The sequence below is a fragment of the Hadarchaeum sp. (SeqCode) genome, assembly GCF_049969415.1.
Lineage (GTDB): Archaea > Hadarchaeota > Hadarchaeia > Hadarchaeales > Hadarchaeaceae > Hadarchaeum.
This window is the reverse complement of record NZ_JBMFOX010000008.1, coordinates 37503-45020: the sequence shown is the minus strand read 5'-3', so window position 1 is coordinate 45020 and position 7518 is coordinate 37503. Positions and strand designations below refer to the sequence as shown.

General features: G+C 54.1%; 8 protein-coding genes. 3 read left to right on the top strand and 5 right to left on the bottom strand.

Annotated elements, in window-relative coordinates; all coding sequences use genetic code 11:
* Positions 1-6: 6 nt before the first annotated feature.
* The gene (locus ACP5PX_RS03425) at positions 7-1101 is read left to right on the top strand and encodes an aldehyde ferredoxin oxidoreductase C-terminal domain-containing protein (RefSeq protein ID WP_428083987.1); all 1095 of its coding nucleotides are present in this window, start codon (positions 7-9) and stop codon (positions 1099-1101) included.
* Between the two features lie 10 nt (positions 1102-1111).
* On the top strand, positions 1112-1522 hold the full coding sequence (locus ACP5PX_RS03420) for a 4Fe-4S dicluster domain-containing protein (protein ID WP_428083983.1): 411 nt from the start codon (positions 1112-1114) through the stop codon (positions 1520-1522).
* A 36-nt stretch (positions 1523-1558) separates the two neighbouring features.
* On the opposite strand, the gene ACP5PX_RS03415 is transcribed toward ACP5PX_RS03420, so the two are convergent.
* Positions 1559-2767, bottom strand: a complete 1209-nt coding sequence (locus tag ACP5PX_RS03415) for an iron-containing alcohol dehydrogenase (RefSeq protein WP_428083981.1) — start codon at positions 2765-2767, stop codon at positions 1559-1561.
* Positions 2768-2841: 74 nt separating this feature from the next.
* The gene (locus ACP5PX_RS03410; RefSeq protein ID WP_428083979.1) at positions 2842-3228 is read right to left on the bottom strand and encodes a hypothetical protein; all 387 of its coding nucleotides are present in this window, start codon (positions 3226-3228) and stop codon (positions 2842-2844) included.
* 122 nt (positions 3229-3350) lie between these two features.
* Between ACP5PX_RS03410 and ACP5PX_RS03405 the strand changes: the two genes are divergently transcribed.
* Positions 3351-3674, top strand: a complete 324-nt coding sequence (locus ACP5PX_RS03405; RefSeq protein ID WP_428083977.1) for a PadR family transcriptional regulator — start codon at positions 3351-3353, stop codon at positions 3672-3674.
* 9 nt (positions 3675-3683) lie between these two features.
* Here ACP5PX_RS03405 and ACP5PX_RS03400 read toward each other — a convergent pair whose 3' ends face one another.
* The 3 genes from ACP5PX_RS03400 to ACP5PX_RS03390 form a co-directional block, all read right to left on the bottom strand.
* Entirely contained in the window at positions 3684-4652 is a 969-nt protein-coding gene (locus ACP5PX_RS03400) for a helix-turn-helix transcriptional regulator (protein WP_428083975.1), read from the bottom strand.
* A gap of 100 nt (positions 4653-4752) precedes the next feature.
* Positions 4753-6618, bottom strand: a complete 1866-nt coding sequence (locus ACP5PX_RS03395) for a DUF835 domain-containing protein (RefSeq protein ID WP_428083973.1) — start codon at positions 6616-6618, stop codon at positions 4753-4755.
* On the bottom strand, positions 6615-7505 hold the full coding sequence (locus ACP5PX_RS03390) for a DUF835 domain-containing protein (RefSeq protein WP_428083971.1): 891 nt from the start codon (positions 7503-7505) through the stop codon (positions 6615-6617). Before ACP5PX_RS03390 ends, ACP5PX_RS03395 begins: the two co-directional genes overlap by 4 nt.
* Positions 7506-7518 lie beyond the last annotated feature (13 nt).

The following is a 7518-nucleotide window of genomic DNA, read 5'->3' as shown; positions in this document are numbered from 1 at the left end:
CGGGTCGTGTCCACCCGGGCAACGTGCAACCGCCGCCACGTAGGGGCCGTTGTAGTACGGGATCGGCGCATTCTGACCACCGGGTACAACGGGGCGCCTCATGGATTGCCTCACTGTACGGAAGTTGGCTGCAAGATGCAGGACGGCCATTGCATCCGTACTCTTCATGCTGAGCAGAATGCCATTGTGCAGGGGGCGCTCAACGGGGTGTCCTTGCGTGGCGCCACACTTTACGTAACCTGCCAGCCGTGCAATAACTGTGCCAAGATGATCATCAATGCCGGCATCGTGAAGGTTGTATTCGACGGCGATTATCCCGACGAATTCGCCATGGAGCTGTTCGAGAGGGGCATCTGGAGGCCAGCTGAGCTTGAGGCGCTGAAGCTGAGATTCGGCAACGGCGAGGCGGTGCTCGAGCTGATCAAGAGGATGGCCTACCGCGAAGGCGTTGGAGATCTGCTAGCGGAGGGGGTGAAGCAGGTCGCGGAGATGGTCGGTGGAAGGGCCAGGGATTTCGCCATCCATATCAAGGGGCTAGAAACACCTGCTTGGCCGCCGCGGGGCTCTCCAGGGATGGGGCTGGCGCTGGCGACCGCGGACAGGGGGGGCTGCCATGAGCGGGGGTGGCCCGTGGGCTATGAGGTTGAGGGAATTCCCGGACCCTCGGGGCCGGTAGAGCGCCTGTCGCTCAACGGCAAGGCTGAGATCGTAAAGTGGGAGCAGGACTGGTTCGCCGCGGTGGACACGCTGGTCGGCTGTGATTTCAGCCGAACCGGACTTATGCCGGAGCATTCAGCGCAGCTACTTTCGGCGGCAACCGGATGGGATATTAGCGCTGATGAGTTTCTCAGGATTGGTGAGCGCGTTTGGAATCTCACCCGAATGTTCAACGTCCGCGAGGGCTTTACCCGTAAGGACGATGACCTGCCCCGAAGGTTTAAGGAGGAGCCGCTGCCGTCCGGGCCGGCAAAGGGGCACATGGTCAGCGACAGCGACCTGAACCGGATGCTGGACGATTATTACAAGCTGAGAAAATGGGACTCGAATGGGGCGCCGACCAAGGAGAAACTGGCGGAGCTGGGTCTCGAGGAGTTTCTGTGAGGTAAATAAAATGCCGGTAAAACTGGAAATTCACCCGGAAAAATGCGTTGGCTGCAGGACGTGTGAACTGGCCTGCTCGTTTAGGAAGACGGGGGCGTTTGCTCCAGAGTTATCGCGGGTTCAGGTCGTCGTCAGCAACCCTAGAACAATAATGTATCCGGTGGCCTGCATTCAGTGTGCCGAGCAGGCCTGCGTCAAAGCCTGTCCGGTTTCCGCGCTGAGGAAGGATGAAGCGAGCAACGCCATTGTGCTCGACCGGGAGGCCTGTACGGGCTGCGGGCTGTGCGTGAGGAGCTGTCCCTACTCGGCGATCAGGATGGATGAGAAAAGCAGAAAACCGCTGATCTGCGACCTCTGCGGCGGGGACCCAGAATGCGTAAAGTGGTGCCCCGTGGCTGCGCTGGAAGCCAAGAGCCTCTAGTTTTTGGCGGTAGAATCACTTAACTCGTGGGCTTGATTAGATATTTCCTTCCCAGATGTCGTTCAGCAGTTTCTTGGTGTTTTCCAGCGTGATTACCGCCGGGTTGATGTCGGGCAGGCCGTAGTTGTACTGCTGTTCCTTAGCGATGAATTCGGCCAGTTTTTCCAGATCCTCCCGCGGGATGTTCAGCTCCTTTAAGCTGATGGGGATGTTGAGATCCAGGAGGAGTTCCTTTAGCCCCTCGACCACCTGCAGGGCTCGCTTTCTCACATCTGGGGCAGGCTCTTCGGTGAAGAACCTTGCCAGTGAAGCGACCCTCTCCGGCCAAGCGGCGATGTTGAACTTGGTTATGTAGGGCAGGACGATGCCGCAGGCGGCGCCGTGGGGAAGGTGATATTTGGGCCCGATGGTTTCTCCAAGGCAGTGTCCGATGTTGACCGCAGCAGGGGTGGTGATCGCGATTCCGCCGTATGTCGCGGCTAGGGCCATTCCGGCTCTGGCAACCAGATCTTTACCGTGATGATATGCTCTCCGCAGGTGTTTTGCAGCGAGTTCAACGGCCCGGTAGGCGTAGGTGTCGGAGAACATGTTGGCCGTGAATGACAGCACCGCCTCCACGCCATGGGAGAGGGCGTCCAGACCGGTGTGTGCGGTCAGCCTTGGCGGCATTGATTGCGAAAGGGTTGGGTCGACAATGGCCACGTCAGAAACGATTTTTGGGCTCATCACGAATCCCTTGTAACCCTTTTCTTCGATGACCACGGCGTAACCCGAGGCCTCGCTGCCGGTTCCGGCGGTGGTGGGGATGAGGATTTTGGGAACCGGTGGTACCTTGATGCTGTCTTGGAGGTAGGTGATGTAGTCCTTCATCGGGCCGGGGTTGGTGACGGCTGCGGCCGCGAACTTGGCCATATCCAGAGCGCTGCCGCCCCCAAAGCCGATGACGAGGTCCGGTTTTTCAGCCCTCGCCTTTTCGGCAACCTTTTCCACCATGCTCATGGTTGGCTCCTGCGAAGCCTGGTCGTAGACGGTCAGGGAATATTTTTCTTCTTCGAGTGGCTTCAGGATCCTGTTGACCAGTCCGATTTCCATCAGGTTCTTGTCAGTCACAATTAAAATTTTTGACTCCCTTTTGGCGAGGGGCTCCACTTCGCGGCAGATGTTGTCGACCGCGTTTGGTCCGAAGATATACTTCTTCGGATAGTTAAACTCCACGTTTCCGATGGTTGAAATTTCTTCGGTCATGGCTGAAAGTCCCACGTGGGTGAATAAAAATGTTTTGTCGAGGTTCAAAGTTTGGCTCAAAGCAAGGATATCAGTTATGTTTGAGAACCAGTTTTTAACTCAGACTTTTCCTCCTTGACCACGATCTGCAGCTTTTTCTTCAACTGCTCCCTGATCTGTTCCATAGTCCTCAGGTCCATCTCAATCCTCTTTTCCACGAGCTGCATTTTCTTCTCAATTCTCTCCAGCTCCTCCATTTCCCGGCTGAGTCGTTCGATGGCGCAGCTCAACCTGACCAAGACCTGCAGCTGTTCGTGGACATCGCGCGGGTTGTAAAGCGCCCCCCGCCCCGAGGCATTTTCCAGCTCCATCAACAGCTGATTTACCATCTTTTCCACCTCGGACAGCCTCTCCCGGTCGATCCTGATTGACCTCAGCAGCTCCAGCGCTCTTGTCCATGTCTCGGCGCTACCAGTGGTCACCCGGGCACCCAGTGAGCGGGAACCTCGGTTTTAAAAATGGGTTTTCTTATGGAAAATCTATCAAATCTCGACACGAAAATCGATATATAAGAACACGTTAACGGAGGATTGTGGTGGGGGTGATGGAAGGAGCTCCAGGGTTGATGCCAAGCCCGGTCCGGGGCGAGCTGGAGTATCTGGTCTTGGCGCTGTTGATGAAACAGCCGATGTGCGGAACCGATATCATCAGGACCATTCACGAGAAGTTCGGCCTGCTGCTCAGCCCGGGGACGGTCTATCCGCTACTGCACGAGCTGAAGCGGAGAGGGCTAGTTGAGTTCGAGCGGGGCGGAAAGATAAAGAGGTACCGGACGGCTGAGGGGATGGAGGAGAAGATCCGAGGGCTGCTGGAGGGATACATCAGCGCCAAGAGGATGGTCCTCGATTTCCTCGAGTCCAGCGGCTGAGGGCGTCGGTTACCCGGGCTTTTGAATTGACTCGAGCAGATAGCGCTGGGCGGTGATGAACTCCTTTATCCGGCTCTCCGCCAGCTCCCGACCCCTTTTCGTCAGGACGTAGAGCTTGGACCGCTGTGATTCTGTTTTCATCACGGTCACCAGTCCCCGGGCCTCCATCGAGTAGAGCAGGGAGTAGACGGTCCCTTGGCTCAGCGAGGTGTAATAACGCTGGTAGATCGTCTTGATGACGTCATAACCGCACATCGGATGCTCGGTCAGCATTGACAGGACGATGGTCTCTAGGTGTCGCTTGACGAAATGCTCCAGCGATTCCTTCGGGGCCAGCTCGAGCTCCGGGATCCTCTGGCGGTACCTGAAGTTCAGCGCCAGGGTGGTGGTCCCGTCGTTCGTGGAGATCATCACGTTTTGACTCGTTTCCAGCAAAGCCTTGATTTCCCCCTCATTCAGTGATTCCAGGTTGAAGGCCACTATCGCGGTCCGCAAAACCGGCTGTTTTTTCCTCTCCTGCGGCAGCGTGAACGATTCCTCCTTCCTTGCCATCACCTCCTTCAGAAGACCGAAGGCCTTGTCGAAGCTGTGCCTAGTGATAAGGCCACCGAAGTCGACCAGAACTCGGGCCGGGCATTTTTCCGAGCGAGACTTCGCGCACAGCTCCTTCAGTTTTTCTCCCAGTTCTTCGATCTCCTTGGGAAGATAGCCTCTGCCCAGCGGGAACCTCAGGAGCCTGCCGCTGGAAAGGTATTCCCCGAAGATGGTTTCCAGTTGCAACTTGTTGCTCGATTCGTCGTACGCATAAAGACAGGTCTCCCCGTTGGCCAGCCCGCTGTCGATGAAGGAGCCGAAGGATTGCCAGACGTTCACTCCAGAGCTGTAGAGCAGCAGCGAACAGTCGCTGATGAGGATTTCGTTGATCATGAGTACCTTCTTATCGAGCGGGATCGTGGTCGAGTCCCTAGACGTCACCATCTCTTACCACCACCTTGCTCCTGCTTGCTCGGGCGCGGGAATAAATGCTTCCTTTTTAAACCCCGCGTGTTTACCGCGTTTAATCCGGTTAAGAATTTCATCATGCTTTTCCCTCCACCGCAATCACCTCCATAAAGCGCCGTAACATCTCCAACTGTTTGGGTTCAAGGGTCAGCGGCGCCACCGGCACGATGAGCCGGGCGCGGTTGACCATGGTTATCTCCCTGATGTCGTGCATCAGCTTCAGCGTCAGATCGAAGCCGTTGGTGGTGATCAGGTATTCCAGACCTTCGAGCATGACCACCGCGTTCTCCTTCTTGGTGACGAAGGCCGAGATGCGGTCCCGGATGATTCCGAGGTTCGATGGGGAAATTGCGTACTCCACCTCCACCTTTGAGAGCCAGAGGATGGTGATTCTTTCCGGAAGGTTGTATTCCTTTCTGATGTGTGTCGGGTGGGAGGTGGTTATGATAAGTCCGGGGTTGCCGAACCGCACCAGATCGGCGAACATCTTGAAGGCATGTCTTGGGCTCCTCCCTTCCACGAGGTAGCACTTCCCTGTTACCAAGGGGAGATAGGTGCCCGGGATTTGAACTCCCTCCGGAATGGCTTCGATGATGCCGTAGTGCTGCAGGAAACCGCCGTATCTGCGCAGCAGCTCGGAGAGTATCTCCGTGGCCGTCTCCGAAGCCTTTTTCAGACCCAGATCTTTCTTGGCAGCCTCGTAGCAGGCGTTGAAGACATCGGAGAACGTCTTCACGATTTCACGCATGCCCTCTTTGAATTTCAGTTTTGACAGGTGTTGGTAAAGGTTGCCCAGGTCAATCTTCCCCTCGTCAGAGATATCAACCAGCCCAACCATCTGATTTTTCTTGGCCAGTTCATCCAGCTTCCTTTTCAAGTCGATTCTCGTTGATTTTTTACATTTGCTCAGCAGCTGTTCCAGATATCGTTTGAACAGGATGTAAGCGAAGTTATTCACCTTGCCGGCGTCCGCGATTCCCTCAGGCAGTCCGAGCATTAGCTCCCTCTCGTAAACGGCCTCGCTATATTTGCCCAGAGGAACACCAGCATTCCAGAGAGCTGCATCGTCCCGATAAATTTCCGCCTCGGTGCCCACCATGTGATACGCCTGGACCGGCGACGTGAGCGCGGCGTAGAGGTCTATTATGGTCGTGTTTAGATCAGAAAAAGCGCTGAGGAGTTCTCGGGGTCTCTCGCTCTCGTGAATGCGTCTGCTGTTTTTTATCAGTTGGTCCACGTTGAGCAGCCCGCCCTCAATAATCTTATCCCCAAACAGGATGGGATGTTCCTCAACGCAGCTGGTGAGGGCATCTTCAACTCCCGAGACGCCGATGACGGGTATGAGGTGGGCCAGAAACCTGTTCGTTAAGTTTGAATAAGCCACTAAAGTTTGAGCTTCGTTCTGAATCGTAGTTTCCCGCAGTATCGGATGCGGAGCGCTCGAAACTTGGAACAGCTTCCTTTCAGCGATAATCAAGCAGGCAAAGACAAATACCCATAATGCCTCGCTTCCGACGCTGTACCAGCTGAATCCCTCGGCAATTGATTGGTAAAAGAAGATGAAGTAAACGGGAATTCCGAGGATTAGCGCAATGGTACCGGCTAAGGACCACTTGGAGCTAGAGAGATTTATCACGGCTCTTACGGAACCATAGATTCTCCTAAAAACCGCAACCCGCCAAAATTGGCCCGTCAGAACTAGAGCACTTCCGAAGACCCAGAAAATAGCTGCGGTGTGGGCAGTTACTTCAGCAACAAAGAAAATGGCTAAGGCCGTTGATACCATTGAAAGTAAAAAGCAGATTGCTCCTACGGCCGTCACCATTAAGGCCGCAGAATATCTAAATCTTCTCATGTTTTCGGTCGAGTAGATTACAAAGACCAGCACCAAGCCCAGAAGAACAACGCCAAGAAGCAGGATAAAAAATTCGCTCAGGCTCATTTCTCGTTAACCTCCATGGCTTGCTCCAGCGCCAGAAGCTGTTTCTCGGCGAGCTTCTTCGGGTCAACTGAGACGATCAGGATCAATCTGCCTTCTCTGCAGAGCTTCTTCAGCTCCTTGAAAAGCTCAAGTGCTTCCTTAAAACCGTTGACCAGTTTTATCTCGTTGAGGCAGTCAAATAGAATCACCGACCCGATGTCCGCTTTTGAGATTAAGGATTTCAGTCCGTCCAGATCGTCAGGTGATATAGATTTTTCCTTGGTTTTGTTGAAGGTCAGCCAGATGATTTGGGCATTCTTCACCCCGTATCTATATCTCACCTTGTTCGGTTCAAGTTTGCTCACGCAGAATCCCTTGAATGCATATTTGATTGCCTCTCTGATCATTGCGTAGCCTTGTTCTGGTTTTTCCTCTTTCAGGAAATGGATTGATCCAGGGCGCAGTAGCTGAAAAATTGGCGGTAGTTTGGTATCTTTCGGTAGCTTCTCGATGATTCCGTAGGCTGAGAGGAGACCTCCGTGGTCATGCAGCATTTGATTCAGCCAGATCTCAGCGGCGGGCTGTGAACCTGACCTGAATTCGAGATAGTTTTTAATGAACAGTTCTCTGTAAGGATCGGAAAGATTGGGTTCCATTTGGTTTCCGAGATAAACGAGAATTTTTCTCACGGTTTCGGGCATGTTTAGCGAAGACAATGCGGAGGATTTCAGTGAGACGTTTCCTCTTTCGTCCAAGTATATGATGTTTCCAAGCCCAATGCTTTTAATAAAATTCTGGAATTCGATGACGTTCTCACCCAGTTCTTGGCCGGGCAGGGAGGGCAATAGTTCATGCAGAAATTTTTTCAGCGCCGAAATGGATGGTAGTTCCGAAACGTAGTTTTCCACATCACTCCCCCCA